Origin of the sequence: Streptomyces sp. NPDC048361 (genome assembly GCF_040651795.1) — a bacterium.
GTDB lineage: Bacteria > Actinomycetota > Actinomycetes > Streptomycetales > Streptomycetaceae > Streptomyces.
Genome location: NZ_JBEZKW010000087.1, coordinates 1 through 25,468, shown reverse-complemented (window position 1 = coordinate 25,468; position 25,468 = coordinate 1). Strand labels below are relative to the sequence as shown.

Annotated in this window: 18 protein-coding genes, 1 tRNA gene and 3 pseudogenes; 10 read left to right on the top strand and 12 right to left on the bottom strand. The window is 71.5% G+C overall.

The window, feature by feature from the left end; genetic code table 11:
• From dnaK to AB0D31_RS31910, 4 genes are all read right to left on the bottom strand, one after another.
• Positions 1 to 1,708: molecular chaperone DnaK (gene dnaK / locus AB0D31_RS31925; RefSeq protein ID WP_362729594.1), on the bottom strand; the 1,708-nt coding region annotated here is incomplete at its 3' end.
• A 215-nt stretch (positions 1,709 to 1,923) separates the two neighbouring features.
• Entirely contained in the window at positions 1,924 to 2,694 is a 771-nt protein-coding gene (locus AB0D31_RS31920) for an FkbM family methyltransferase (RefSeq protein WP_362729592.1), read from the bottom strand.
• 161 nt (positions 2,695 to 2,855) lie between these two features.
• Complete coding sequence (locus AB0D31_RS31915; protein WP_362729590.1) at positions 2,856 to 3,893, bottom strand: MraY family glycosyltransferase; 1,038 nt, start codon at positions 3,891 to 3,893, stop codon at positions 2,856 to 2,858.
• A gap of 14 nt (positions 3,894 to 3,907) precedes the next feature.
• Entirely contained in the window at positions 3,908 to 4,765 is an 858-nt protein-coding gene (locus AB0D31_RS31910) for an NAD-dependent epimerase/dehydratase family protein (protein ID WP_362729588.1), read from the bottom strand.
• A gap of 304 nt (positions 4,766 to 5,069) precedes the next feature.
• On the opposite strand from AB0D31_RS31910, the gene AB0D31_RS31905 reads away from it, so the two are divergent.
• Positions 5,070 to 7,337, top strand: coding sequence for a (Fe-S)-binding protein (locus AB0D31_RS31905; RefSeq protein WP_362729586.1), 2,268 nt, complete (start codon positions 5,070 to 5,072; stop codon positions 7,335 to 7,337).
• A gap of 145 nt (positions 7,338 to 7,482) precedes the next feature.
• On the opposite strand, the gene AB0D31_RS31900 is transcribed toward AB0D31_RS31905, so the two are convergent.
• Complete coding sequence (locus AB0D31_RS31900; protein WP_362729584.1) at positions 7,483 to 8,616, bottom strand: hypothetical protein; 1,134 nt, start codon at positions 8,614 to 8,616, stop codon at positions 7,483 to 7,485.
• 285 nt (positions 8,617 to 8,901) lie between these two features.
• Between AB0D31_RS31900 and AB0D31_RS31895 the strand changes: the two genes are divergently transcribed.
• Positions 8,902 to 9,861 carry a Yip1 family protein gene (locus AB0D31_RS31895; RefSeq protein WP_362729582.1) on the top strand — a complete coding sequence of 320 codons (960 nt, stop codon included), beginning with the start codon at positions 8,902 to 8,904 and terminating at the stop codon, positions 9,859 to 9,861.
• Between the two features lie 79 nt (positions 9,862 to 9,940).
• On the opposite strand, the gene AB0D31_RS31890 is transcribed toward AB0D31_RS31895, so the two are convergent.
• The 3 genes from AB0D31_RS31890 to AB0D31_RS31880 form a co-directional block, all read right to left on the bottom strand.
• Entirely contained in the window at positions 9,941 to 10,447 is a 507-nt protein-coding gene (locus AB0D31_RS31890; RefSeq protein ID WP_267058857.1) for a phosphoribosyltransferase, read from the bottom strand.
• A gap of 2 nt (positions 10,448 to 10,449) precedes the next feature.
• On the bottom strand, positions 10,450 to 11,025 hold the full coding sequence (dcd, locus tag AB0D31_RS31885) for a dCTP deaminase (protein WP_362729580.1): 576 nt from the start codon (positions 11,023 to 11,025) through the stop codon (positions 10,450 to 10,452).
• A gap of 154 nt (positions 11,026 to 11,179) precedes the next feature.
• The gene (locus AB0D31_RS31880) at positions 11,180 to 11,395 is read right to left on the bottom strand and encodes a hypothetical protein (RefSeq protein WP_362729598.1); all 216 of its coding nucleotides are present in this window, start codon (positions 11,393 to 11,395) and stop codon (positions 11,180 to 11,182) included.
• A gap of 241 nt (positions 11,396 to 11,636) precedes the next feature.
• On the opposite strand from AB0D31_RS31880, the gene AB0D31_RS31875 reads away from it, so the two are divergent.
• A tRNA-Gly gene (locus AB0D31_RS31875) sits at positions 11,637 to 11,710 on the top strand.
• A gap of 156 nt (positions 11,711 to 11,866) precedes the next feature.
• Here AB0D31_RS31875 and AB0D31_RS31870 read toward each other — a convergent pair.
• The gene (locus AB0D31_RS31870) at positions 11,867 to 12,481 is read right to left on the bottom strand and encodes a polysaccharide deacetylase family protein (RefSeq protein ID WP_362729578.1); all 615 of its coding nucleotides are present in this window, start codon (positions 12,479 to 12,481) and stop codon (positions 11,867 to 11,869) included.
• 839 nt (positions 12,482 to 13,320) lie between these two features.
• On the opposite strand from AB0D31_RS31870, the gene AB0D31_RS31865 reads away from it, so the two are divergent.
• The 4 genes from AB0D31_RS31865 (at position 13,321) to AB0D31_RS31850 (ending at position 19,617) form a co-directional block, all read left to right on the top strand.
• On the top strand, positions 13,321 to 15,105 hold the full coding sequence (locus AB0D31_RS31865) for an N-acetylglutaminylglutamine amidotransferase (RefSeq protein WP_362729576.1): 1,785 nt from the start codon (positions 13,321 to 13,323) through the stop codon (positions 15,103 to 15,105).
• On the top strand, positions 15,078 to 17,216 hold the full coding sequence (locus AB0D31_RS31860) for a prolyl oligopeptidase family serine peptidase (RefSeq protein WP_362729575.1): 2,139 nt from the start codon (positions 15,078 to 15,080) through the stop codon (positions 17,214 to 17,216). The genes AB0D31_RS31865 and AB0D31_RS31860 overlap by 28 nt, the downstream gene beginning before the upstream one ends.
• A 251-nt stretch (positions 17,217 to 17,467) precedes the next feature.
• On the top strand, positions 17,468 to 18,502 hold the full coding sequence (locus AB0D31_RS31855; protein WP_362729573.1) for a DNA topoisomerase IB: 1,035 nt from the start codon (positions 17,468 to 17,470) through the stop codon (positions 18,500 to 18,502).
• Positions 18,503 to 18,915: 413 nt separating this feature from the next.
• Entirely contained in the window at positions 18,916 to 19,617 is a 702-nt protein-coding gene (locus tag AB0D31_RS31850) for a UdgX family uracil-DNA binding protein (protein WP_362729571.1), read from the top strand.
• Positions 19,618 to 19,693: 76 nt separating this feature from the next.
• Here AB0D31_RS31850 and AB0D31_RS31845 read toward each other — a convergent pair whose 3' ends face one another.
• Positions 19,694 to 21,076 carry an MFS transporter gene (locus AB0D31_RS31845; RefSeq protein WP_362729569.1) on the bottom strand — a complete coding sequence of 461 codons (1,383 nt, stop codon included), beginning with the start codon at positions 21,074 to 21,076 and terminating at the stop codon, positions 19,694 to 19,696.
• A 565-nt stretch (positions 21,077 to 21,641) separates the two neighbouring features.
• On the opposite strand from AB0D31_RS31845, the pseudogene AB0D31_RS31840 reads away from it, so the two are divergent.
• The 3 genes and pseudogenes from AB0D31_RS31840 to AB0D31_RS31830 form a co-directional block, all read left to right on the top strand.
• Positions 21,642 to 22,565: pseudogene (locus AB0D31_RS31840) on the top strand (NAD-dependent epimerase/dehydratase family protein); the annotation flags it as partial.
• A gap of 273 nt (positions 22,566 to 22,838) precedes the next feature.
• Positions 22,839 to 23,786 carry a glycosyltransferase family 9 protein gene (locus AB0D31_RS31835; protein ID WP_362729596.1) on the top strand — a complete coding sequence of 316 codons (948 nt, stop codon included), beginning with the start codon at positions 22,839 to 22,841 and terminating at the stop codon, positions 23,784 to 23,786.
• 123 nt (positions 23,787 to 23,909) lie between these two features.
• The gene (locus tag AB0D31_RS31830; protein ID WP_359966669.1) at positions 23,910 to 24,101 is read left to right on the top strand and encodes a hypothetical protein; all 192 of its coding nucleotides are present in this window, start codon (positions 23,910 to 23,912) and stop codon (positions 24,099 to 24,101) included.
• Positions 24,102 to 24,289: 188 nt separating this feature from the next.
• On the opposite strand, the pseudogene AB0D31_RS31825 reads toward AB0D31_RS31830, so the two are convergent.
• A pseudogene (locus AB0D31_RS31825) lies at positions 24,290 to 25,185 on the bottom strand (glycosyltransferase).
• Positions 25,182 to 25,468: pseudogene (locus AB0D31_RS31820) on the bottom strand (glycosyltransferase family 2 protein); the annotation flags it as partial. The pseudogenes AB0D31_RS31825 and AB0D31_RS31820, both read right to left, overlap by 4 nt.

Sequence of the window (25,468 nt, the reverse complement as noted above, 5' to 3'; positions counted from 1 at the left end):
CCAGCTTCTGCGAGACGGCGGCGACCTTCTCGGTGGCGGTACGGATCTCGGCGGAGTCCTCGCCCTTGAGCTTCTCCTTCAGCTCGGCGACGGCGGCCTCGACCTCGGTCTTGACCTCGCCCGGGACCTTCTCCTCGTTGTCCTTGAGGAACTTCTCGGTCTGGTAGACGAGCTGCTCGCCCTGGTTGCGGCTCTCGGCGGCCTCGCGGCGGCGGTGGTCCTCCTCCGCGTACTGCTCGGCTTCCTCACGCATGCGGTTGACCTCGTCCTTCGGCAGCGAGGAGCCGCCGGTGACGGTCATCTTCTGCTCCTTGCCCGTGCCGAGGTCCTTCGCGGTCACGTGCATGATGCCGTTGGCGTCGATGTCGAAGGCGACCTCGATCTGCGGGACACCGCGCGGGGCCGGCGGCAGACCCGTCAGCTCGAACATCCCGAGCTTCTTGTTGTACGCCGCGATCTCGCGCTCGCCCTGGTAGACCTGGATCTGCACGGACGGCTGGTTGTCCTCGGCCGTCGTGAAGATCTCGGAGCGCTTGGTCGGGATCGTGGTGTTGCGCTCGATGAGCTTGGTCATGATCCCTCCCTTGGTCTCGATGCCGAGGGAGAGCGGGGTGACGTCGAGGAGCAGGACGTCCTTGACCTCGCCCTTGAGGACACCGGCCTGGAGGGCGGCGCCGATGGCGACGACCTCGTCCGGGTTGACGCCCTTGTTGGCCTCGTTGCCGCCGGTCAGCTCCTTGACGAGCTCGGCGACGGCCGGCATGCGGGTGGAGCCGCCGACGAGAACGACGTGGTCGATCTCGGAGAGCTGGATGCCCGCGTCCTTGATGACGTTGTGGAACGGCGTCTTGCAGCGCTCCAGGAGGTCGGACGTGAGCTGCTGGAACTGGGCGCGCGTGAGCTTCTCGTCCAGGTGCAGCGGGCCCTCGGCGGACGCCGTGATGTAGGGCAGGTTGATCGAGGTCTCGGTGGACGAGGACAGCTCGATCTTGGCCTTCTCGGCGGCCTCACGGAGGCGCTGGAGGGCCATCTTGTCCTTGGACAGGTCCACGCCGTGGCCGGACTGGAACTGCTTCACCAGGTAGTCGACGACGCGCTGGTCCCAGTCGTCACCACCGAGGTGGTTGTCACCGTTGGTGGCCTTCACCTCGACGACGCCGTCGCCGATCTCCAGGAGGGACACGTCGAAGGTGCCGCCACCGAGGTCGAAGACGAGGATCGTCTGGTCGTCCTTGTCGAGGCCGTAGGCGAGGGCGGCGGCCGTCGGCTCGTTGACGATGCGCAGGACGTTGAGGCCCGCGATCTCGCCGGCCTCCTTGGTGGCCTGGCGCTCGGAGTCGTTGAAGTACGCCGGCACGGTGATGACCGCGTCGGTGACCTTTTCGCCGAGGTAGGCCTCCGCGTCACGCTTGAGCTTCTGCAGGATGAAGGCGCTCATCTGCTGCGGGTTGAAGCTCTTGCCGTCGAGCTCGATCTTCCAGTCGGTGCCCATGTGGCGCTTGACCGACCGGATCGTCCTGTCGACGTTGGTGACCGCCTGGCGCTTGGCGACCTCGCCGACCAGCACCTCGCCGTTCTTCGCGAAGGCGACGACGGACGGCGTGGTCCTGGCGCCCTCTGCGTTGGTGATGACGGTGGGCTCGCCGCCTTCAAGAACGCTGACGACGGAGTTAGTCGTGCCCAGGTCGATGCCGACCGCACGTGCCATTTCGATTCCTCCAGATGACTACTTGAGTGGATCTGGCTCAAGGATGCATGACGGCTCGCATCGCGTCAACAGAGCTGAGTCGGGCGCACTCAAGTTTTATCCTGCGCTTATCCGCAATGGATGGCATTGGCGCAGGTCGGAGGCTATATGAAGGGTCGGGAGGAGGTGCGGCGCGTACGCTCCCAACAGGCCTCAGGAGACGTCAGGCGACGCTCTCACACCACTGCGGGGATCTGTGCCGGCACCTGTTCGCCCGGCGTCGGCGCGTCCTCGCGCAGCAGCACCAGGTCGCACTGGAGCAGGCGTCCGTCGCGCGGGTCGGTGAAGCCCGGCGCCAGCGACATCAGGGTCAGCCCCAGCCGCTCGCGGGCCAGCGCGAGCAGGTCGTCGAAGAGCCGCCCGCCCTCGAAGAGCGGCACCAGCGGCGCCCCGATCCGCACCCCGCAGATCTCGTCCGCGAACTCCCCTGCCCCGTCGAGGACTTGAGCCTCGTACCCCTGCACGTCGAGCGCGAGGAAGACCCGCTCGCCCGGCGCGGTCACCTGCTTCCACACCTCGTCGAGGCGCCGGGTCTCCACGATGACGTCCCCCGTGTACGCGGCGCGGGGGGCCGCAGCGCGGTGGCGGGGCAGCATCGGCAGGAAGGAGCTCGCGGGGCCCGAGTCGCCGGAGATGTTGAGGGTGGCCGTTCCCGTGCGGTCGGCGAGCGCGTACGGCAGGACGCTCCAGCTGTCGTCGAGCCCGGCGCGGTGGCGCAGCTCGGCGCGGGGTTCGCGCAGCGGCTCGAAGGAGACGATGCGGCCGCGGTAGCCGGCCTCACGCAGCAGCGCGCCGAAGTCGCCCCGGTGGGCGCCGATGTCGAGGACCAGGTCGATCTCGTACCGGTGCAGCAGGCGCACCAGGTCGCGCCCGGCGGGGTGGTGGCGGATTACGTCGATGCCGAGGCGGCGCACCGTGCGGCGCAGGTGGCGCGGAAGGGTCGTCATCACGTGCGTGCTGCTCCCTGGTGGAAGGAGTTCGTCGGGGTTCGAGTGGAAGCCGTGCCCGGCCGGGGGTCACCCCCGGCCGCCCGCGAGGTCGACGGAGGCAGGAGAGGGCTGGTCACCCCCGGCCGCCCGCGAGGTCGACGGAGGCAGGAGAGGGCTGGTCACCCCCGGCCGCCCGCGAGGTCGACGGAGGCGGTGGGTGGGGCCGGGGTGCGGGCGCGCGGGGTGCGGCGGCGGGAGGCGGGCCCGTACACCGGCACCCGCAGGAGCAGCACGACCGCCGCGGGCACCAGGAGCGCGAGCACGAGCACCGCGAGCGGGGCGACGCGGCCGTCGTGGATCTGGAGCCCGAACAGGGTGCAGGCCAGCGAGGCGAGGCCGAGCACGACGGCCGAGCCCTGGGTGGTGAGGCCGAGCTTGCGGAGCCGGTGGGCGATGTGGTCGCCGCCGCCGCGCAGCAGCGGGCGGCCCGCGCGGTGGCGGGAGACCACGACGAGCAGGGTGTCGGTGAGCACGACGACGGTGAGCGCGAAGAGTTCGGCGGTGGTCTGCTCGCCGGGCGCCCCAGTGTGCACGGCGACCGCCGACGAGGCGAGCAGGAAACCGGTGAACAGGGCGCCGCAGTCGCCGAGATGGATACGGGCGGGGTGCCAGTTGTGCAGCAGGAAACCGGTGAGGGCGGCGGCGAGCACGCTCAGGAGCAGCCCGTGCCCCGGGTGGCCCTCGGCGATCGCGCACACCGCGAGGCCGAGCGCGGTGACGGCGGCGACCGCGCCCATCGCTCCGTCGGAGGTGTCCAGGAGCTGGAAGGCGTTGGTGACGAAGACGATCCACAGCACGGCGAGCGCGCCGGCGCCGGGTGAGAGCCCGGCGAGCGCGACCACGGCGGTCGCGGCGGCCGCCTGCGCCACGAGTCTGACCCGCACGCCGAGCGGGCGCAGGTCGCCGACGAGGCCGAGCAGCGCGACCGCGCCGGCCGCGGCGAGCAGCGGCGCGACGCCGTCGCCGAGTTCGGCGATGCCGAGCACGGGTCCCGAGCAGGCCACCCCGAGCGTGGCGAGCGCCACGGCGATGCCGCCGAGGTGCGGCACCGTGTCGGCGCCCAGGCGGGCGAATTTCAGCATCAGGGTGCGGATGACGGCCGCGAGCAGTGCGGTCAGTACGAGGGCCGCCGTGGCGGCCGCGAGCCCGTGCAGCATGTCGGTCCGTCCTCTCAGCCTCGGTGCTGCGCGGCCGGCGTCGCGGCGGGCGCTCGCAGTCCCGGCAGCACGACGGGCGCCTCACTGCGGGCCCGGGCGATCGCCGCGTCCAGGATGGCGTCGAGGCCGCGGGCCGGCCGCCAGCCGGTGAGCTCGCGCAGCGGCGCGGTGTCCAGCGGCCGGGCCGCGGGCCGGGGCCAGTGCTCGTGGGGTACGCGGTCGACGACGTACGGGAAGTGGCTGATGACGGACGCGCCGCCGGCGCGGGCCAGGGTGCGCTCGGCCAGCGCCATGACGGTCGTCTCCTCGGTGCCCGCGATGTCGAACTCGGCGCCCGCGGCCCGGGGGTGGGCGAGCAGCGCGAGCAGCGCCTCGACCGCGTCGGCGACGTCGAGGAAGCGACACGCGCGGGTGCCGTCACCGTGCACGGCGAGCGGTTCGCCTGCGACGGCCCGGCGTACGAGCCGGGTGAGGAGGGTGGCGTGCACGGGCGACTGGCGCGGCCCGACGGTGTCGCCGTGCCGTACGACGACCGCGCCCGCGGCGGCCTCGCCCCGCCCGTCGGCCGCCGTGATCAGGAGGGCGCGGCCGTGCCGCAGGGCCGCCGCGCCGACGGCGCCCGTCACCGGCGCGAGATGGGCCACGGCGTCGCAGCGCGAGACGAGTTCGTCGACGAGACGCTCGTCGAGGACCGAGCCCCGTACGAAGCGCAGCCGGGGGTCGGACCAGGCGGCCGCGAGGTTGGCGCGGGCGCCGGTGGACAGGTCGTCGAGGACGACCACGGTGTGGCCCTGGCCGAGCAGCGCATCGGCGAGGTGCGAGCCGATGAATCCGGCACCACCGGTGACGAGGTACGTGGCGGGAGCTGGCATGGGGACGCCCATTCGGTTCGAGTGCGATTCGCGTGCGGTCCGATCGTCGTGGCCGACAACAAGTTAGTTTGTTATGTCCCCATATGTGGTGAATAACACGGGGGAGATCCGGCAGCAACCGGGCGCCGACCCGGGGCGCGCTGGGCGGCGCCCGAGCGACACAGATCACCGCCTGCGCGGCTACAGTGCGGCGTCAGAAGTGGGTACGCTCAGGTGGACTGGGTAAGTTACTGCTTAGTAATCCCGGTAGTCGCTTACGAGCCCGTCCCCCGAAACCCACCTCGCAGGCCCGAGGAGCCCCCTCATGCAACTCGCCGCGATCATCGTGTCGCTGGTCCTAATCGCGGTCGGCGTAGCGCTGTTCGGCCGTGCCGTCGTGCAGATCTACCGCTTCGTGCGGCTCGGCCAGAACGTCCCGGCCGGCACCCGCACGAACGATCCCACGCAGCGCACGATCACCGTGGTCAAGGAGTTCCTCGGCCATACGCGCATGAACAAGTGGGGCATCGTCGGCTTCGCGCACTGGTTCGTGGCGGTGGGCTTCTTCTCGCTGCTCCTGACGATCGTCAACGCCATCGGCCAGCTCTTCAAGGCCGACTGGATCCTGCCGGTCATCGGCGACTGGCCGCCGTACAACATGTTCGTCGAGTTCCTCGGCACCATGACGACGCTCGGCATCCTCACCCTGATCGTCATCCGGCAGCTGAACCGGCCGGGCCGCCCGGGCCGCAAGTCCCGGTTCGCGGGCTCCAACACCGGCCAGGCGTACTTCGTCGAGGCCGTCATCCTCATCGTCGGCGTCTGCATCTTCACGCTGCATGCCCTCGAAGGCGCCCAGCACCACGTCGACTCCTACGAGGCCTCGTTCTTCGTCTCGTACCCGGTCGTCGCCTGGTTCCGCGGCATGGACCTGTCCACGCTCCAGAACCTCACCTACTTCTTCGCCGGCCTGAAGATCGCGACGTCCTTCATCTGGATGATCACCGTCGCGCTCAAGACCGACATGGGCGTGGCCTGGCACCGCTTCCTGGCCTTCCCCAACATCTTCTTCAAGCGCGAGTCCGAGGGCGGCGTCGCGCTCGGCGCGCTCCAGCCGATGGCCTCGGGCGGCGAGCTCGTCGACTTCGAGGACCCGGGCGAGGACGACGTCTACGGCGTCTCGCAGATCGAGCACTTCTCCTGGAAGGGCATCCTCGACTTCTCCACCTGCACCGAGTGCGGTCGTTGCCAGTCGCAGTGCCCCGCCTGGAACACGGGCAAGCCGCTCTCGCCCAAGCTCCTCATCATGTCCCTGCGCGACCACGCGCACGCCAAGGCCCCGTATCTGCTGGCCGGCGGCGGCAAAGACATGGAGGGGAACGAGAAGGCAACCGAGGAGCAGCTCAAGGACGTGCCCGCAGCGGCCCTCGCCGAGGCCGAGCGCCCCCTGATCGGCACCCTCGAAGAGAACGGCGTCATCGACCCGGACGTCCTGTGGTCCTGCACCACCTGCGGCGCCTGCGTCGAGCAGTGCCCGGTCGACATCGAGCACATCGACCACATCGTCGACATGCGCCGCTACCAGGTGATGATCGAGTCCGCGTTCCCGTCCGAGGCGGGCACGATGCTCAAGAACCTGGAGAAGAAGGGCAACCCCTGGGGGCTCGCCAAGAAGCAGCGCGTGGAGTGGACCAAGGAGGTCGACTTCGAGGTCCCGATCGTCGGCAAGGACATCGAGGACCTCACCGAGGTCGACTACCTGTACTGGGTCGGCTGCGCGGGCGCCCTTGAGGACCGGGCGAAGAAGACCACCAAGGCCTTCGCGGAGCTCCTGCACATGGCGGGCGTGAAGTTCGCCATCATGGGCGGCGACGAGAAGTGCACCGGTGACTCGGCCCGCCGCCTCGGCAACGAGCCGCTGTTCCAGCAGCTGGGCCAGGAAAACGTGGCGATGCTGAACATGGCGTACGGCGAGGACGACGAGGACCCGGCGACGCGCAAGCCCAAGTCGGCGAAGAAGATCGTCGCGACCTGCCCGCACTGCTTCAACACGATCGCGAACGAATACCCGCAGCTGGGCGGCGAGTTCGAGGTCATCCACCACACGCAGCTGCTCCAGCACCTCATCGACGAGGGCAAGCTGGTCCCGGTCACCCCGGTGGACGGCCTGATCACCTACCACGACCCGTGCTACCTGGGCCGTCACAACAAGGTCTACACGCCCCCGCGCGAGATCATGTCGGCCGTCCCGGGCCTGCGCCAGCAGGAGATGCACCGCCACAAGGAGCGCGGCTTCTGCTGCGGCGCCGGCGGTGCGCGGATGTGGATGGAGGAGCGGATCGGCAAGCGCATCAACAACGAGCGCGTCGACGAGGCCCTCTCCCTCAACCCGGACATCGTCTCGACGGCCTGCCCGTTCTGCCTGGTCATGCTGACGGACTCCGTCAACGGCAAGAAGAACGACGGCAAGGCCAAGGAGAACCTCCAGGTCGTGGACGTGGCGCAGCTGCTCCTCGACTCGGTGAAGACCCCGGTCGACCCGGCGGGTTCCGCGGCGGCGGAGAGCGAGCCGGAGCCGGAGCCGGTGAAGTAACACCGCCAGCGCACACGGAAGCGGCCGGTTCTGCCCGAGGGCGGAACCGGCCGCTTTCCGTTGCGTACCCGCGGACGCGGGCGCGTACGAGCGGGTGCGTACCAGCAGATGCGAACGGCAGGTGCGTGCGGCAGGTGCGTGCGGGTCAGCGCTGGTGGCCGCGGCGGCGCAGCATCGCGAAGCCGAGCCCCGCGGCGCCCGCGGCGGCCAGACCGCCACCGGCGGCGAGCATCGGGGCCGGGGCGGACGAACCGTCCTGAACACCCTCGGCACCGGCCTTGACACCGCCCTTGGGGACGACACCAGTGGTCGTGCGGTCCACGACGATGTCGCGCGACGGCTGCTTCCGGCCGTCCTTCTTGTGCTCCCTCTTCTGGTCCTTCTTCTCGTCCTTCTCCACGGTGTACTTCTCGATCAGCGTGCCGCTGAAGTCGTAGACCCAGCTGTTGCCGCCGTTCCGACCGTCGATGACGACGAACTTGTACCCGCCCTTGCCGGCGTCGACGATCTTGTAGGTCCAGCCGTCGTTGAGCGCGGACGGGTTCCTGAGGTCGATGGCTCCGAGGAAGTTGCCGTTGGGCATGGAGATCTCGACGCGCGGGCCGTTGCCGGTCTTGATCAGCTTGGCGATGCGACCGTCGGGCATCGTGATCTTCGCGGAGGAGACGACGTCGGACTTCTTGTCGTCCTTCTTCTTCGACTCGTCCTTCTTCTTGTTGGACTCGTCCTTCTTCTCGTCCTTCTTCTTGCCGCCGTCGACCCAGGAGGTGACGGTGCCGTCCGGGTTCAGTACGACGTACAGGCCGTTGTTCTGCCCGGTGGCCGAGGCGCCCTTGGCGACGAGGGTGTCGAGCTTGGCGCCGTTCGCCCAGATCTCGGCCTCGTAGTGGTTCTTGCCGAGCTTGAAGACCTTGGCGACGGACGAACCGTCGGCGAGCTTGACGGACTTCACGAAGGAACGGACGTCGTTCTTGGTGTCGTCGTCCTTCTTGGTGTCGTCCTTCGTCTCGCCGTCCTTCGTCTCGCCGTCCTTCTTCTTGGTGTCCTCCTCCTTCTTGGTGTCTTCGTCCTTCTTCTCTCCGTCCTCGTCCTTCTTCTTGCTCTCGCCGTCGTCCTTCTTGCTGTCGTCGAACGGGCTCTGCGGCTGGGTCTGGGTGTCGGGCCTGTCGGACGGGGCGGTGGGCGAGTCGGCGAAGGCGGCACCGGCCGGGAGGGCGAGCGCGGCTATGGCTCCGGTGGCGATGGCGGCGGTGCGGACGGTACGGCGGGTGGCGCGCATAGGTGATCTTCCTCGCAACGTAGAAGCGTGAAAATTGTCTGTGATGTCATGCCTGCGGTGCTTTGCGGCGGCGACATCAGCAAAGTTACGAGTGCCGTGTTTGGGTCATACGTAGGCCGTGTAACGACTGCCTTCAGTTTCGGGCGCAGCCATGTAAATCGGGCGGTATTCAACCAAAACGACCCACTGCCCGGAGCCCCTAGGGGATGTCACAGGTCAGCCGCAAAGGCACCCGGTTCCGGCCGCCCCGGGTTGGCGTACCGCCGGAACAGGTACGTTCGATTCGTGGCTGGATTCAGGATGGGACGCGGCGGCCGGGACGACAACCGCCCCCCGCGGCAACCGCAACAGCAAGGGCAGCAGCAGGCGCCGGCACAGCAGTGGCCGGGCGCCCGGCAGCAGCCGCAGTACGGGCATGGGCAGGGGCACGGACAGCAGCGACCGCAGGGTTACGGGCAGGGGCAGCCGCCGCAGTACGGGAACGGGCAGCCGCAGTACCGGCAGGCGCCCCCGCCCCAGCAGGACGAACCGGAGTACTTCGGCGACCCCTACTACCAGGGCCAGGGCGGCCCGCAGGGGTACGCCCCCGGCCAGGACCCGTACGCGAACAACCCGGGCCACACCCAGGCGTTCAGCGTCGGCGAGGACCCGTACGGCGACGGCGCGACCTACCGCGCCGGTGCGGTCGCGCCCCCGCCCAGCGGCCCCCGGCTGCACTGGAAGGAGCTTCTGTCCGGCATCGTGATGCGACCGGGCCCGACGTTCTGGCAGATGCGGGACCATCCCGTGTGGGGACCCTCGCTGATCGTCACGTTCCTCTACGGCATGCTGGCGATCTTCGGCTTCGACAAGGCCCGCGAGGACGTCATCAGCACCACGCTGGGCACCGCGATCCCGGTGGTGCTCATCACCGGCGTCGTGTTCGTGGTCGGCGGCCTGATCCTCGGCGCGGTGACGCACACGATGGCCCGCCAGCTCGGCGGCGACGGCGCGTGGCAGCCGACCGTGGGCCTCTCGATGCTGATCATGGCCATGACGGATGCGCCGCGGCTGCTCTTCGCCCTGTTCCTGGGCGGCGACAACGGTGTGGTCCAGCTCCTGGGCTGGGTGACGTGGCTCGCGGCGGGCGCGCTGTTCACCTCGATGGTGAGCAAGTCCCACGACCTGCCCTGGCCGAAGGCGCTCGGCGCCTCCGCGATCCAGCTGCTCGGGCTGCTCTCGCTGATCAAGCTGGGCACGATCTAGGCGTACGCGGCCGTACACCGGCAGCAGAAAGGCCCCGCCGGGCTTCTCCGGGCGGGGCCTTTTCCGTGCGCTGCCGGGGTCAGGCGTCGAGGACCTGGCCCTCGCGCCGTACGACGGGCGGCTCGACGCTCCAGGGGAAGTTGATCCACTCGTCCGTACGCTTCCACACGTACTCGCACTTCACGAGGGAGTGGGACTTCTCGTAGATGACGGCGCTGCGGACCTCGGCGACGTGCTCGACGCAGAAGTCGTGGACGAGCTTCAACGTCTTGCCGGTGTCGGCCACGTCGTCCGTGATCAGCACCTTCTTGCCGGAGAAGTCGATGACGTTGGGCATCGGCGCGAGCATGACCGGCATTTCCAGCGTGGTGCCCACGCCGGTGTAGAACTCGACGTTCACCAGGTGGATGTTCTTGCAGTCCAGCGCGTAGGCGAGGCCGCCGGCGACGAAGACACCGCCGCGCGCGATGGAGACCACGATGTCGGGCTCGTACCCGTCGTCGGCGATGGTCTGCGCGAGCTCGCGGACGGCCCCGCCGAACTTCTCGTAGGTGAGGTTCTCGCGTACGTCGTTCTGATCGCTCATGCTCACACCTGGGTCCGATGGAAATTGAGGAAGGACCGCGAGGCGGTCGGCCCGCGCTGGCCCTGATAACGCGAGCCGTACCGCTGAGACCCGTACGGTTCCTCGGCGGACGAGCTCAGCCGGAACAGGCACAGCTGCCCGATCTTCATCCCGGGCCACAGCTTGATGGGCAGCGTGGCGACGTTGGAGAGTTCGAGGGTGACGTGCCCGGAGAAGCCGGGGTCGATGAAGCCGGCGGTGGAGTGCGTGACCAGGCCGAGCCGGCCGAGCGAGCTCTTTCCCTCCAGACGGCTCGCGAGGTCGTCGGGGAGGGAGATGACCTCGTACGTCGAGGCGAGCACGAACTCACCGGGGTGCAGGATGAACGCCTCGTCCCCGTCGGGCTCCACGAGCCGCGTGAGGTCGGCCTGTTCGACCGCCGGGTCGATGTGCGGGTAGCGGTGGTTCTCGAACACCCGGAAAAAGCGGTCGAGGCGCACGTCGATGCTGGACGGCTGCACCATGGATTCGTCGTAGGGATCGATCCGTACCCGCCCGGAGTCGATCTCGGCCCGGATGTCCTTGTCTGAGAGAAGCACGCCCCGAGGATACGCAAGGCGCGCGGCCCCGCCCCAATCGGACGGGCCTCGCGCGCCCGCACTCCACCGCCCGCGACCGCCGCGCGGCCACCGCCCCAGCCCTGACCGCCCGGCGTACCCCGGTCGGCCGCGCTGGCCACGGTCGGCCGGCGTGCTAGCCCCGGTCGGCCAACGTGCCCCGGTCGGCCGGTACCGCCTGGGCGGCCGGCGCCGAGATCGGCACCGCATGCCGCAGCCGCGCGCACCGAGGACACCGGATCAGCCGGCCCGGCCCGATCCGCGCGGCGCCGAGCTGCTGCATCGGAAATGAATCGGTGGTGAAGACATGCCCTTCGGCGCAGCGGACGACGGTGCGCTCCAACGAGTCCATCAAGTCGCTCAAGTCCCTTCCCCAACAAGCGTGGACGGAGAAACCACCACATTAGGGGATGAACGGGACGCCCGCCCACGCGGCACACCCCCCGCGCGAACGCCCTCCACCGTACGCCCCAACTCCCGCCCCCGGCACGGCGATCCCGGCCCCCGACAGCACGACGGCCCCCGGCGAATCCGCCGGGGGCCGAGCATGGGGTAGAGTGAGCGACGACCGCTTCCCCATGGGGAACGATCACGCGAGTGTAGTTTAATGGTAGAACATAAGCTTCCCAAGCTTAGAGCGCGGGTTCGATTCCCGTCACTCGCTCCACCGCTCAGCCTCAGGTCGTTGATCTGGGGCTTTGTTGCTGTCTGGGCGCATTCAGTGGGTTCGGCTTCCGACGGGCCGGGTTCCGTCGCGCTGGGCGGGCCGACACGGCTGGTGCCCACGACTCACGGCCCTCCGCCCCGGTGTGGGGACCCGTCGTCAGTGGGCGCCGACCAGGAGGGAGCGCAGGTCTGCGATCCGGTAGCCGCGGGCGCGAATCGATTTGATGAGCTGGGGCAGCGCCTGGGCGTCCAGAACGGTTCCGGTGCCCCGGGGCGTTCCGACGTGCATCTGGATGATCGCGCCGGGCACCACGGCGCGCAGTGCCCGGGCGATCACCTTCTGGGTGGTCATGCCGCCGGCGGTCCCGAGGTAGCCGTTGGTGTCGTCGGCCCATTCGATGTCGGCGAAACCCAGCGCGTTGACCTCCGCGATCTCCTGGGGGGTGGTGTCGCCGTAAGGGAACCGGAAGAACGGCAGAGGCGGCGTCCCGATCGCCTCGCGCAGGGCGCGGTCCGCCTGTCGGACCTCCAACTCCCTTGCCTGCCGGTTCAGTTCATCCATGTGCGGATGGCTGTAGCTGTGGCTGGCGATGCCGTGTCCGGCCGTCACCATCGCCCGCGCCGCGTCCGGGTGGCGTTCGGCGAACTGGCCGGTCAGGAAGAACGTGGCCGGTACGTCGTAGCGGTCAAGCACCCTGAGAACCTCGCCCACGCCCTGCTCGTTCCACGCCGCGTTGAACGTCAGCGCGACGACGTGCCGCTGGGTGGGCATCCGGCGGATCGCGTGGCCGGCCAAGGCCGGCGGCAGGGACAGGATCCGCGACAGGTCCGTCGGGGATGCGGTCGTCGGGGGAGCGGTCGTCGGGCGGGGGGTCGCGTCCGCCGGGACGGAAACGTATCCGGCGGAGGGGGTCCCCCGGCAGTGAGGACGCCCGACACGGTGAGGACCGCCGCGACGAGGGTGGCGGTGATGAGTCTGCCGACGGTGCGAGACCGGCGGGCGCGGGCGGCTCGGCCGGGGGCGGACGCCGAGCGTCGCGGAGGGGTGGAGCAGCGGGGCCGGTTCACCCCGGACACCCTAGGAGCGTCGTCCCGACACAAGGGGCTGACGCGGCCGGGTCTCACGCCGGTGGCTGACGCCGCCGGGTCACGCCGATGGCTGACGCGGCCGGGGCAACGCCGTCGGCTGACGCGGCCGGGGCAACGCCGTCGGCTGACGTGGTTGCGGCCCGGCGCATGGGTGACGTTCAGCGCCGCTTCGGCACGTCTCTTTGGCGAAGTCGTCTTGAGGGCGGCCAGTCGGCGCCGAACGCCGGGCCGCCGGGCATCCGCGGGCCGCCTACCGGCAAGCTGCCGGCGTCACGCGGCCGAAAGCGCGTTCCGCCACTCCCCTGGCCGCGCGAACGGCGAAGGCGAAGGCGACGGTCTTCCAGGGTCGGAGGCGACGAGTGCCGACGGAGCGGTCTCGCGACGCGTGTGACATGGGGGGAACATGGAGTTCCGCGTGCCCCGCCGCGACTGTGGACATGCTCCGCGTTCGGCGGGGCACCCTCCCCAGCGGAGCGCGGTCACCGCTCGGGTCCGCCCGTGCGGCACGGCAAGGAGGGACGAATGTGTGGTCTGAGCGGTGAGATCCGCTTCGATGGCCGGCGGCCGGACGTGGCCGCGGTGGAGCGCATCACGGACCGTATGGCGGCCCGGGGGCCCGACGGGCGGGGCGTCTGGGCACAGGGCCGGGTGGCGCTGGGCCACCGGCGGCTGAAGATCATCGACCTGTCCGAGCGGGGCGCGCAGCCCATGGCGGACACCGAGGCCCGACTGACCGGCGTGTTCAACGGGTGCGTCTACAACTACCGGGAACTGCGGGAAGAGCTGCACACGCTCGGACACCGCTTCTTCTCCACCTCGGACACCGAGGTCGTGATGAAGGCGTACCAGCAGTGGGGCACGGACTGCGTCGACCACTTCATGGGCATGTTCGCGTTCGCCCTCGTGGAGGACGACACCGGCCGCGTGGTCCTCGGCCGTGACCGGCTCGGCATCAAACCGCTGTACCTGGCCCACGCACCGGGCCGGCTGCGGTTCGCCTCCACCCTGCCCGCCCTGCTCGCCGGTGGTGGCATCGACACCTCGCTGGACCCCGTCGCGCTGCACCAGTACCTGAGCTGGCACGCCACGGTGGCCGCGCCGCGCACCGTGCTGAACGGGGTCCGCAAGCTGCCGCCCGCCACCGTGCGCGTCATCGAACCCGACGGGTCCTACCGCGACCGGTGTTACTGGCAGCCGTCCTACAGCCGCCGCGCCCGGTACGCGGACATGGACGCGGCCGACTGGCGTGACGCGGTGCTCGACGCCCTGCGGACGGCGGTACGTCGCCGCATGGTCGCCGACGTGCCGGTCGGCGTGCTGCTGTCGGGCGGCCTCGACTCGTCCCTGATCGTGGCGCTGTTGGCCGAAGAGGGCCAGCAGAGTCTGGCGACCTTCAGTGTGGGCTTCGAGTCGGAGGGCGGCGAGGAGGGTGACGAGTTCGCGTACTCGGACCTGATCGCCCGGCGCTACGAGACCGACCACCATCAGCTGATGGTGCCCTCGGACCGGGTCTCGAACGCCTTGGACGCGGCGGTGGCGGCCATGAGCGAACCGATGGTCAGCCACGACGTCGTCGCCTTCCATCTGCTGTCGGAGCAGGTCTCCAAGGAGCTGAGCGTCGTCCAGAGCGGCCAAGGGGCCGACGAGGTCTTCGCCGGTTACCGCTGGTATCCGGACCTGGCCGCCGTCGAGCGGGAGCAGGAGCCGGAGACGTACGCGAAGGTGTACTTCGACCGCCCCCACGCCGATTTCGCACGGATCCTCCAGCCGCACCTGCTCACCGGCCACGACGAGTCCGGCCGGTTCGTCCGCGAGCACATGGCCGCCCCGGGGGCGGAGACCGCGCTCGATGCCGCGCTGCGGCTCGACACGCACGTCATGCTCGTCGACGATCCGGTCAAGCGCGTGGACAACATGACCATGGACTGGGGCCTGGAGGCGCGTACTCCCTTCCTGGACCACGAACTGGTCGAGCTGGCCGCGGCCTGTCCGCCCGAGCTGAAGCTCGCGCACGGCGGCAAGGGCGTCCTGAAGGACGCGGGCCGCCAAGTACTGCCCCGCGAGGTCGTCGACCGGCCCAAGGGGTACTTTCCGGTTCCGGCGATCCGGCACATGGCGGGGCCCGTCCTCGAACGGGTGCGTACGGCACTGTCCGCCCCGCAGGCCCGAGCGCGAGGCGTCTTCCGCGACGAGTACATCGCCGAACTCCTCGCCGCCCCCGACGACCACCGCACGAATCGAGGGGCGAACGCCCTGTGGCAGGCAGCTTTGCTGGAGATATGGCTCCAGACACACGGGATCACCTGACCGTGGCCACGGCAGTGGCGCCCGTACCGGTGCCGCTGGCCGACGCGGCGGGACCGCGGGACACGCCCCAGCCGCTGGTCGCGCACGGTTGTTGGTATCCGTCCGCGGACCCGACGGGCGGGCAGGTGGCGTTCATCTGCGACCGGACGGGGGTCCCGCAGCTCTGGACCGGGCCGGTGGACGGCTCCGAGGCGCACCTGCTCGACGCGGACCCCGACCCGGTCACAGAAGTGGCCTGGTCCCCCGACGGGAGGTGGATCGCCTACACGGTCGCTCCCGGGGGCGGCGAACACACGCGGGTCCTGTGCGTACGTCCGGACGGCACCGGCCGCCGGATCGTGGCGGGCGCGGACGACGGCAGCTCGGCCTACCTGGGCTGCTGGGCGCGCGACGGCTCGGCCGTCGCGGTGACGGTGGCCGAGCCGCCGCCGTCGACCGGCCCCGCTCCTCGTCAGGGCGCGCGGCCCGTCCCGGACCAGGAGGTGGCGTTCGCGCGACGGCCCGCCGACTGGGCCGAACGGGACGGCCGCGCCACGCCGCTCGGCGACGCACACCGGGTCGACGCCGACCCTGCCGGTACGGCGGGCCGACCGGACATTGCGTCGGATGGGCTCACCGCGCCGGGTGGCGGCCCCAAGGCGCCCCTCGACCGGCTCAGCGCGTATCTCGTCGACCCCGAAGGGCTCCGGGCCCCCGTACTCCTCGCCGCCGAATCCGGGGCGGCGACGCTGCGGGTGTGCGACCTGAGCGAGGACGGACGTTTCGCCCTGGTGCGGCGGGGGCCTCGTGGCCGACGGGAGGCCGTGGTGGTGCGCACCGCCGACCTCGACGCCCGCTCCACGCTTCGGGTGGCGGACGGCGATCCGTGGATCGGCAGGTTCTCGCCGGACGGACACACGCTGTGGTTGCGCAGCGACCACGAGCGCCAGTTCGCGGCCCTGTTGCTGGCCCGCCTCGACGACGACGGCGGGTGCCTCGGTGTGTCCGTGATGGCCGAGCGTGAAGGCTGCGACCTGGAACTCCTCGCCGTCACCCAGGACGGACGCGGCGCGGCTGTCGCGTGGAACGTACGCGGAGCGAGCGCGCTGCAAACACTGAACCTTCCGGCGGGTGGCCCCGTGGCCCTCGACGCGATGGCGGCGCCACCCCTGGACGTACCGCTGCCGCACGAAGTGGTCACGCGCATCGCCAGGGCCGGACCCGGTGGGCTGGCGCTTGCCGTCTCCGGTTCACAGCGCCGCCCGGGAGTGTGGTGGGTGCCCCACGGGTCACCGCCGGCGCGTACGCCCTGGTCGTCACGTGACGAGGACGCCGTACCACCGGGCAGGCCGCCCGTGCGGCCCGTCCCGCTGCGGCCGGTCGCCCGCGACGGGCTGCACCTGGGTGGCTGGTACTACAGCGCGCCGAGGCGCGGCGCCGGCGGGCCTGCGCCCTGCGTGATCCATTTGCACGGCGGCCCGGAGGAGCAGGAACGGCCCGTGTTCGACCCGCTGTACCACGAACTCCTCGGCCGGGGCCTGGATGTGTTCGCACCCGACGTCCGCGGTTCGTCCGGGTGGGGGCGGTCCTTCGTGGACGCCGACCTCGGCCGGGGGCGGTTCGCGGCCATCGACGATGTCGCCGACTGTGCGGCACACGTGGTCCTGACCGGCCGCGCCGACCCGACGAGGCTGGCGGTGATGGGCCGTTCCTACGGCGGATACCTGACGCTGGCCTCCCTCGTGTGGCACCCGGAGCTGTTCCGTACGGGCGTCGCGGTATGCGGGATGTCGGACCTCGGGACGTTCTTCGCGGGAACGGAACCGTGGATCGCGGAGTCGGCGGCACACAAGTACGGCCATCCGGTGCGGGACCGGGAGCTGCTGCGTTCCCTGTCCCCGATGAGCCGCATCGACGAACTGCGCGTACCCCTTCTCGCGGTGCACGGCGAGCACGACACCAACGTCCCGCCCGGCGAGTCGGCGCAGGTGGTGCGTGCCGCCCGGGAACGCGGACTCGCTGCCGAGCTGCTGACACTCCGCGACGAGGGCCATGAGTTCCGTCGCGCGGACAACCGGCGGCTGTTCCGCCGCACCGCGGCCGACTGGTTGGAACGTCACCTGAACGGATGAGGCGACCGGGTCTTCCGCCCGGCGAGGGCCCGCCGGAAGACCACCCCGGTTCGAGCCCTTCCTTCCCCATCCGGGTGGCTGCTCAGCACAGGGCGTGAAGCCCCCCGGCACGGCGTGTTCTCTCAGGAGGCCGTGCCCCGGGGAACAGTCGATCCGGCGCGGGTATACGCATAAGCGGGGTTCCGCCGGACCGTCCGTCCAGCCGAGGTGTTTCCGCCTCAGCACGCACCGCGCGCCCAGGGAGGTTTGCCTTGCGTCTTCGTCACAGTCGGCCCACCGACCCCGGTTACACCCGCCTGCGCCACGGGCGCGGTTTCCGCTACCTCGACGCCCGGGGAGAGCCGCTGCGCGACCCGGCGGAGCTCGATCGCATCCGTGCGCTCGTCATCCCGCCCGCCTGGCGCGACGTGTGGATCTGCACCAGACCCACCGGCCACCTCCAGGCCGTCGGTACCGACGTCGCCGGACGCCGCCAGTACCTCTACCACCCGCAGTTCCGCGCCGAGCAGGAGCGGGCCAAACACGACCACGTCCTGGACGTCGCCGAGGCCCTGCCCGCCGTGCGGGAGGGCGTCGAGGGGCACCTGGGCGACCGCGGCCTGACGCGTCGGCGGGTCCTGGCCACCGCCGTGCGCCTGCTCGACCTGGGCTTCTTCCGCATCGGCAGCGACCGCTACATGGAGGCGAACAACAGCTACGGCCTCACCACGCTGCTGCGCGAGCATTCCCAAGTCCAAGGCGGCGCGTTCCTCTTCACGTACACCGGCAAGCACGGCAAAGAGATCGTCCAGACCGTCACCGACCCCGCCGCTTGCCGAAGCCTCACGGCGCTGACGCACCGCCGCGGCGGTGGAGACCGGCTCCTCGCCTACTGGGAGCGGCCGGCCTGGCATGACGTGACCAGCGCCGACGTCAACGCCTACCTCAAGGAACTCGCCGGCCTCGACATCACCGCCAAGGACTTCCGCACCTGGCACGCCACCGTCATGGCCGCTGTCGCGCTGGCCGTCTCGCAGCACGCCGCCCGCAGCGAAAGCGCCCGCAAACGCGCCATCGCCCGCGCCTGCCGCGAAGTCTCCGGCTACCTCGGCAACACCCCGGCCATCTGCCGTGCCTCCTACATCAACCCGCGCGTGATCGAACTGTACGAAGAGGGTGTCACCGTCGCCGCCGCCCTGCTGCGGCTCGGCGACGCATGCGCGGACGGCACCCCCGCCACCCAGGGGCCCATCGAGAGATCCGTACTCGACATGCTCCGGACCGGCCACCCGCCGCAGAGCGCCTGACCCCGGGCGGGGGCCATCCCCGCGCGAGAGGGGCGTCCCCGCGCGGGCACGCTGCTCCCAAGCGGTCATGTACGAGCGGCCCGTGCTCAGGGTTCCTCACACGCTCGACCCAGCCGGTCCGGCCCCCGCCGCGACGAGGTATGCGCCATGCCTGCGGTCTCGCCCGTGGCATCCATGGCTTTCCGGTCGGCGTCGTGGAACAGGGCAGGGCCCTCCCGTGCAGGGCGGGCCGGCCGGCCGATACGTCGTCCCTGATACGTCCAGCGCAGAGGGGCACCGATGCCCCGGCCGGAATGTCGGCGTCCGCCGGATGAAGCGGGACGCCGGGCGAACCTGTCAGGGCACGAGTTCGGCGGGTGCTCCATTGGTCGCCGGTCCAGCGCGGTGGGAAGCTGCTCACAGGAGGAGGCGCCATGCCGGAACCGGAGAAGAACCCGGAGAAGACCAAGGCTCAGGGGGCTCTCCCCTATGTGCCTGCGCGCGGAGGCATCCCGGCGCTTCGCCGGGCAGCCGCCGACTGCCACGGCTGCCCGCTGTATGCCGACGCCACGCAGGTGGTCTTCGGCGCGGGCCCCGCCACGGCGCGCCTGATGCTGGTCGGGGAGCAGCCGGGCGACCAGGAGGACCGGGCCGGGGAACCGTTCGTGGGCCCGGCCGGACGGCTCCTGCGCAGGGCTCTCGACGAGGCCGGAATCGACGTGGAGCAGGCGTATCTCACCAACGCGGTCAAGCACTTCAAGTTCGCGCCCGTGGGCGAAGGCCGCAAGCGCCGGATCCACAAGGCACCGAACCTCCGGGAACTGACCGCCTGCCGCCCCTGGCTGGAGGCCGAGGTGGAGCGGGTCGACCCCGAGCTCGTCGTCGCTCTGGGGGCGACGGCGGGCAAGTCTTTGCTGGGCAGTTCCTTCAAGGTGTCCGAGTCGCGCGGAGCGCTGCTCTCCCTCCCCTCGGGGACGGAGCTGCCGATGTCCGCCGACGGCAAAGGCGAAGCCGCCGGGAGCCGCCACCTGCTCGCCACCGCGCACCCTTCGGCGGTGCTGCGCGCGAAGGACAGGAACGAGGCGTTCGATGGTCTGGTGGCCGACCTGAAGGTGGCGTCCCACTTCCTCGGCTGAGGCGCGGACCACGCACCTCGGACCACGCACCTCGGACCACGCACCTCGGACCACGGACCACGGACAGAGAACGGTCTCAGGCTGCCGTGCCCAGCGCCGGTTGCCCCGTGACGTCGCGCTCCCTCGTCGGCAGGAGCACCGGCGTCGTGCCTCCGCGCCTGCGGAGCAGGAGACCCGCGCCTATGGAACCGGCGACGATCAGACCGCCGGACACGAGGGCGCCGCGTGCGCCGGCCAGCTCCATGAGGAGTCCGAGCGCGGGCGGGCCGCCGAGACCCCAGGCGGTACTGATGCTTCCCCACACACCGAGCACCCGGCCCCGCAGGTGCGCGGGCGGGTCGGTCTGCAGAACGGTCGTCCCCGCGGTGTCGGAGACGGACTCGGCCACGGCCATCGGCAGGACGAGGACCAGCAGGACCGCGAACGAGGGCGAGAGCCCGGCCACCACCTGGAGCAGGGCGCCCGCGGCGGCCAGGACGCCCACGAGCCGCACGGACGGCCGCCGCAGCCGGGCGCCGAGGACCGCGCCGATGACGCCTCCGACGGCGAGGACGGTCGAGACCGTGCCGAACGATCCGGCGCCCCCGGCGAGGGGCCCGGTGACGAGCACGGCCAGCGTGAGGGTGTAGTTCCGCCCGAAGACCGCGCTGACACCGGTGACGCCCGCGAGAGCCATGAGCCGGGGCCGCCGCATGAAGTACGTCAGGCCCTGGCGGACGGTCATGTCCTCGCCGACCGGAGCCGGGCCGCTCGCCACCGGGGCGACGGCCGTGTCAGCGGCGCCGGTCCGCCGCAGCGCTCCGAGCGCGGGGCGCAGGAAGGGTATGACCGCGGCCACGAAGAGGAACGAGAACCCGTTCGCGGCGTAGGCGGCGGCCGTGCCCAGGAAGCCGACGGTGACGCCGCCGAGCGCGGCACCGGTGAGGCGGCCCGCGCTGTGGACCAGCGAGCCCACGCCGATGGCGGACGGCACGTCCTCGGGCGGCACGAGATCGTTGCCCAGCAGGGCGCACGCGGGCCCGTCGACCGTGGCGACGACACCCGTGAGGCCGGCCAGCACCATGAGCACGGTCAGATCGAGCCCCCCGGTGGCCACGAGCACGGCCGTCGTGAAGGCGATGGCACCGAGCAGCGCCTGGCTGACCGAGGCGGTGAGCTTGCGCGGCCACCGGTCGACGGCGGCCCCGCCGACGAGGCTCATCAGGAGTCCGGGTGCGGCCTGCACGGACATGGACAGGCCGGTGGCGGCGGCGGACCCGGTGATCTGCAAGACCAGCAGATTCTGCACGGTGAGCTGCATCCAGGTGCCGGCGTTGGACACGAAGTTGGCCAGGGACCACCAGCGCATGCTGCGGTACCGCAGGGAACGCCAGGGCGACCGTGACCCGGACGAGGTGTGAGAAGGCGCGGACGGGGCAGAAGCGGCCGCGGAGGAAGAAGACACGGGCGAGGAAGACACAGAGGCACTCGGAGACTGGAGCGAGCCCGGAAGGACTCAGGTGGGGGTCTCGGCGGGAGTTCGGGACACCGGCTGCACTGCGCGGTCACTCCACCGGAGCTGTCGGGGGCGCCGCGCTCCGGGAGGGACGCCACCAGGGCGCGTCGCAGTGCGCGTGGACGTTCCGTAGTACGGCGACGACCATGGTGGCAGACGAGGCGGACGCGTCCCGGCCCGGCGCCGACCGCCGCGCCGACGAACGGGCCCAACTGCCGCTCTGCGTCGTGACTTTGGTCCTTCTGGTGTGCTTGCTCACACGTCTTCTCACTGGTGTCTGTTCCCAAAACCCCGCCCTCGTTTCGGTGACGGCGGCCACAGGCACCCGCGGTCCGGCGGACGCCATCCCGACGTGCCGAACGGCGCACCGGGCGTCACAGTGGGAAGCGCGGTGGTGACGCGGAGCACCGCCCGGTGCTCGGTTCCAGGGACGGCACAGGCGTGGGCCGCGCTCCGCGAGGCCCGGCCGACCAGGCCCGTTCTTCGGGCAGCCGCCCCCCATAAGGGCGCACGGAAGGAGGCCCTCCCGATGACGAGCATGTTCTCCACGGCGCCGCAGCCGCCTCCCGTGTGGAAGAGGGCTCTGGTGACCGCCGGTGCCGGCTTTCTCGGCTCGCATTTGTGCGAACGCCTGCTGGACGCCGGAGTGGAGGTCGACTGCGTGGACGACCTGGCGGCCGGCTCGGCGCGCAACGTCGAGCACCTGGCCGACCGTCCAGGATTCCGGCTGCTGGAACGAGACCTCGCCCACCCGGGGTGCGCCGACACCCTCGCCGGACCCTACGACCTTGTACTGCACCTCGTGTGCCCGGCGGACAAGGCGCCCCCGGCCCCCCTGGAGGCGCTCGACGCCGGCAGCGCCGGCACCCGCAGCGCCCTCGCCGTCGCCGAGCGGGACGGCGCCCGGTTCCTGCTGGCCTCCACCTGCCTCTTCGCGGGCGACCTGCCCCAAGACGGGCCCGGGCTCGCCGGCGAGCCCGGCAGTGCGCGAGCCGCGCACGAGGCGTCCCAGCGTTTCGCGGAGGCGCTGATCACTGCGTATGTGCGGGCCAAGCGGGCTGACGCGGGCATTGTGCGGATCTTCCCGACGTACGGCCCGCGCATGGCTTCCGGTGGCGGCGGGATGATCCCTGCGTTCATCCGGCAAGCCCTGAGCGGCGGGCCGGTGACCGTGCCCGGTGACGGCGCCGCGAGGCCCTCGCTGTGTTACGTCGACGACACGGCCGAGGGTGTCCTGCGGGTGGCGGCGAGCCGCTCGGTACGGCCGGTCGACATCGGCGCCGACCCCGGGGCGACCGTGGCCGAGATCGCCCGCCAGGTGCTCGGCCTGACCGGTTCCACCGCCCGCGTCGAATGCACCGGGAAGCGAGCCGAAGACCCCGAGCCGCCCGCCCCCGCGACCGGGTTCGCCCACGAACTCTTCGGTTGGACGCCCACGGTCTCCCTGGCGGACGGGCTCAAGCGCACCATCGCCGACTTCCTCGGCGGGCCCACGGACGACGAGGTCCGCAGCCTTCTTCCGCAGGACCACGCCACGGAAAGGGCGGCAGCACGGGCGCGCCGGGCGCCGAAGCGGACGTACGTCCAGCGCGCGCCTGGTGACTGGGCGCCGCGCACACACCTCGCGGCGCCGGTGACCGCCATCCCCCTCGCGGCACGGGTGACCGCCCCGGGGCGCTCCGGGGCAGGCGACACCGGCAAAGCGCTGGTCGTCTGTCTCGGCGGTATGAGCAGCGTCCTGCTGGCCGGGCCCGCCGTCCGCGCGGTCGCGGCCGGAGCCGATCACGTGACGATGGTGTGCGGGCCGCGCGGCGCGCCGGCCGCCGCGCTGCTGCCGCACCTCGACGAGGTCCTCGTCTGGGAGGCGCCCTGGGAGGGCACCCGCCCGCCGCCGGTGGACGAGGCGGACGTCGAAGGGCTGGTTCGGCGCGTGCGGGAAGCGGCGTACGACGTCGCGCTCATCATCACCCCGTTCGAGCAGAGCCCGCTGCCCGCCGCGCTCCTGCTGCGGATGGCACACATTCCCCGCATCGGGGCCGACACGACCGACCACGCCGGGAGCCTCATCGACGTACCCCACCGTCGGCTGCCCGGCCGGCATGACGCCGAAGCGGCGCTCGACACCGCCGCGGCCCTGGGGTTTTCGCTCAGGACCGGCGACGACGGCCGACTGCGCGTGCTTCCGCCCCCCGACACGACCGGCCTCACCGGCAACGGCCCGTATGTCGTCCTGCACCCGGGCGCCGCGACACCGGCCCGCGCCTGGGACGCCGAGCGCGCGGCGGACGTCGTCGCCCTGCTGGCCGACGCGGGCCACCGCGTCGTCGTCACCGGCGGCCCCGCCGAGACTGCCCTGACCCGGCAGGTCAGCGGCGGCACGGCCGTCGACCTCGGCGACCACACGGACCTGCGGACCCTGGCGGGCGTCCTGCGCATGGCCGACGTGGTGATCGCGGGCGACACGGGGCCGGCGCACCTGGCCGCCGCGACCGGCACGCCGGTCGTCTCCGTGGGCTCCCCGGCCGCACCCGCGGAGCACCGCAGCCCCTACGGCGTGCCCGCCGTCCTCCTGGGAGCCGACGTGGAAGCGGGCACCGGCCGTCCCGGCCTGGACAAGGCACTGCCGGACGACGTGGTGCGCGCGGTGCGCAAGCTCATGAAGGAGCGCGTGTGAAAGCAGTTCCTTCAGGCGGAGGGACAATTCCGCCGCAACCGGTGTGTTTCGTACGTGACTGCGAGGGAAACCCGAGGGACAGGCAACCCCTTCGCCGAACACCAGTGGGAAGGAGCAGTACCCATGTCGAACCCACAACAGCCCGAGGTGCGACGCAGTGACAAGGGGGCCGGCACTCCCCAGGACAGCCAGGCCCGCAAGGCGGCGCAGCCAGGCAAGAGCGGTGGCCACGCCCACGGCACCGATCGTGGAGCCAAGGGTGGCGGCAAGGGCGGCGGTGTCCCTGAGGAGCAGCGGCCCGACCACCCGGCCTGAGCCCGCATCGCATCCAAGGAGAAGTGCAGACCTGCCGGGTCGCCGTCGGCCCGTCCCCCGCCCCGCCCCCTGCCCGCGAGCACGCGACGAGAGGGCGGGGCTACGTGTCCGTGCGCTCCGTCGGCCCGGCCGCGAGCCTTCCCCGCGCCGCCCCTCAGCCCACCGCGAGCCCTCCCCGTACCCGCCCCTCAGCCCACGTATCGCCGGGCGGAGGAACGCCGTTGCGCCTCCTCCAGGAGCCGCAGTCGCGCCTCGACCTCCGTCGGCAGGACCCGGCGCTCGCGCAGCACCCAGGGCAGGGCCACCGTGGCCTCGGCGAAGGCGCGCAGCGACACGGCATCGCGCGGGACGGTGCGGGCCAGGTGCAGGGTGCGGCGCAGCGCGGGCCCGGCCGGGCGGCGCAGCCAGGTGAACCACAGGGTGTTGCGGATGCCGTGGGCCCGGCGCAGCGTGGAGTCCCGTACGGCTGACGGCTGGTGATGGATCGTCAGGTCGTCGGCGTAGGTGAGCCACCAGCCGTTGGCCGCCAGGTCCACGGCGAGCAGTTCCTCCTCGCCGCCCAGCCACAGGCGGGGATGGAATCCGCCCGCGGCGCGGAAGGCGTCGGTGCGCAGGACGGTCGCGGCGGCCAGGAAGGAGCCCAGCGCGGGCCGGGCAACCAGTCGGGGCCCCGTACGGGCGAGTCGCGCAGTTCCTCGTTGATCGGGTCTTCGGTGCTTCCCGGCTCCACCAGGATGCGGGCGGTGACGGTGGCGAGCGCCGGGTACCGGTCCAGCAGGTCGGCGGCGCCGGACAGGGAGCCGGGTGACCACCAGGAGTCGTCGTCGCAGAACGCCACGTACGGCGTGCGGACCTCGCGGACCGCGAGGTTGCGGCCGACGGCGCCCAGGTTGCGGCCGGGACACAGCAGTCGGACCCCGGGGTGCCGGCGGACGACCGCGTCGGCGGTGCCGTCGCTGGAGGCGTTGTCGACGACGATGATCGTCGGCTGTTCGGGGAGCTCGGCCAGGCGGTCGAGGGTGCGCAGTAGTTCGGGGCGGCGGTTGTGGGTGATCACCACGACGGTGGTGCGGGCGTCGGTCATGGCTGTGCTCCGTCCAGCGTGCGGGCGGCCCGTTCGACGTGCGGGGGCAGGGGGCGGCGGGCGCGCAGGGCGGCGGGCAGCCGCGTCAGGGTCTGGCGCAGCGCCTGCCGGGCGGCCCGGTCGCGGCGGGCGTCGGCGGCCAGGCCCCGGGTGCGGTCCAGGGCGTGCGGCAGCGGGCGGCGCAGCCAGGCAGTGAGCAGTTCGTTGCGCAGGACCCTGACCGAACGGCCGTCGCGCGGCGCCGGGTCGGGGTGGTGGTGGGCGACGACGTCGGGGCAGTGGG

What these genes read in the sequence shown, in the direction of transcription:
- AB0D31_RS31920 (WP_362729592.1), bottom strand. Translation starts at nt 2,694, where the DNA reads ATGACGACCCTTCCGCGCCACCTGCGCCGCACGGTGCGCCGCCTCGGC.
- AB0D31_RS31915 (WP_362729590.1), bottom strand. Translation starts at nt 3,893, where the DNA reads ATGCTGCACGGGCTCGCGGCCGCCACGGCGGCCCTCGTACTGACCGCA.
- AB0D31_RS31910 (WP_362729588.1), bottom strand. Translation starts at nt 4,765, where the DNA reads ATGCCAGCTCCCGCCACGTACCTCGTCACCGGTGGTGCCGGATTCATC.
- AB0D31_RS31905 (WP_362729586.1), top strand. Translation starts at nt 5,070, where the DNA reads ATGCAACTCGCCGCGATCATCGTGTCGCTGGTCCTAATCGCGGTCGGC.
- AB0D31_RS31900 (WP_362729584.1), bottom strand. Translation starts at nt 8,616, where the DNA reads ATGCGCGCCACCCGCCGTACCGTCCGCACCGCCGCCATCGCCACCGGA.
- AB0D31_RS31890 (WP_267058857.1), bottom strand. Translation starts at nt 10,447, where the DNA reads ATGAGCGATCAGAACGACGTACGCGAGAACCTCACCTACGAGAAGTTC.
- AB0D31_RS31880 (WP_362729598.1), bottom strand. Translation starts at nt 11,395, where the DNA reads ATGGACTCGTTGGAGCGCACCGTCGTCCGCTGCGCCGAAGGGCATGTC.
- AB0D31_RS31870 (WP_362729578.1), bottom strand. Translation starts at nt 12,481, where the DNA reads ATGCCCACCCAGCGGCACGTCGTCGCGCTGACGTTCAACGCGGCGTGG.
- AB0D31_RS31865 (WP_362729576.1), top strand. Translation starts at nt 13,321, where the DNA reads ATGTGTGGTCTGAGCGGTGAGATCCGCTTCGATGGCCGGCGGCCGGAC.
- AB0D31_RS31860 (WP_362729575.1), top strand. Translation starts at nt 15,078, where the DNA reads ATGGCTCCAGACACACGGGATCACCTGACCGTGGCCACGGCAGTGGCG.
- AB0D31_RS31850 (WP_362729571.1), top strand. Translation starts at nt 18,916, where the DNA reads ATGCCGGAACCGGAGAAGAACCCGGAGAAGACCAAGGCTCAGGGGGCT.
- AB0D31_RS31835 (WP_362729596.1), top strand. Translation starts at nt 22,839, where the DNA reads ATGAGCAGCGTCCTGCTGGCCGGGCCCGCCGTCCGCGCGGTCGCGGCC.
- AB0D31_RS31830 (WP_359966669.1), top strand. Translation starts at nt 23,910, where the DNA reads ATGTCGAACCCACAACAGCCCGAGGTGCGACGCAGTGACAAGGGGGCC.